At 59.2% G+C, this 861-nt stretch carries 1 pseudogene; it reads right to left on the reverse strand.

The annotated features are described in order from the left end of the window. A pseudogene (locus tag DSM25558_RS28740) lies at nucleotides 1-854 on the reverse strand (IS3 family transposase); the annotation flags it as partial. Nucleotides 855-861: the final 7 nt, after the last annotated feature.

The following is an 861-nucleotide window of genomic DNA, read 5'->3' on the forward strand; positions in this document are numbered from 1 at the left end:
CGCGGAAGCGTTTCTCGACTGCCTCCAACATCATGTCGCGCACGTCAGAGCCGGAGATGCCTGCATTGGCGACTGCCGTCCAAGCGATGATCTCGCGGTCGAAGGCGTCGATGATGAAGGCGAGACGAATGATCTCGCCATTCCAGCAGGTGAACTCCAGACCGTCCGAGCACCAGCGAAGGTTAGAGCGCATGACCATGACCTTGCCATCATGGATGCGGCCTTTGCGAACGGCCGTATGTTTCTCGAGCAGCATGGCATGGTTGCCCATGATACGATGAACCCGTTTGGCGTTGACGACAGGCTGATCGGCGGCTCGCCTTTCGCGATTGAGAAGCGCGGCGATCCGCCGATAGCCATAGGTTGGCCTTTGATCCACCAGCCTGCGAATGGCGGGCAGAAGCTCTGCATCCTCGATCTTGTGGTAGGCCCACGCGGCTTTGATTTGCCTTTCAGCCGCTCGATGAGGTTGGAACGGGAGACGCCTAGCGTGTCTGCGACGGCCTTCATCGCGAACCGTCCTTCGGCAACAAGATCGGCCGCGATATCCGTTTTTTTGAGTCCGCTTTGGAAAGGGCGTCGCGGAGGATTTCGACCTCCATTGTCTTACGGCCGAGCATGCGCTCCAGCTCGCGGACGCGATCTTCCAGTTTCTTCACTTCCGAATTGCCGACCACCGGCTCGTCAGAATCCACGGCTGCAGCACCTCCCTCGCTCAAAAGCCTGCGCCACCGATAAAGCAAATTGGGCGCAACGCCATGGCGGCGAGCGGTGGACGATACCGTCTCGCCTGGTTCAAAACTCTGCTCAATCATTGTCAGCTTCTGCTCGGTTGTCCACCGCCTGCGGCGCACATCTCCC

The sequence above is a fragment of the Agrobacterium sp. DSM 25558 genome, from assembly GCF_900100825.1.
GTDB lineage: Bacteria > Pseudomonadota > Alphaproteobacteria > Rhizobiales > Rhizobiaceae > Agrobacterium.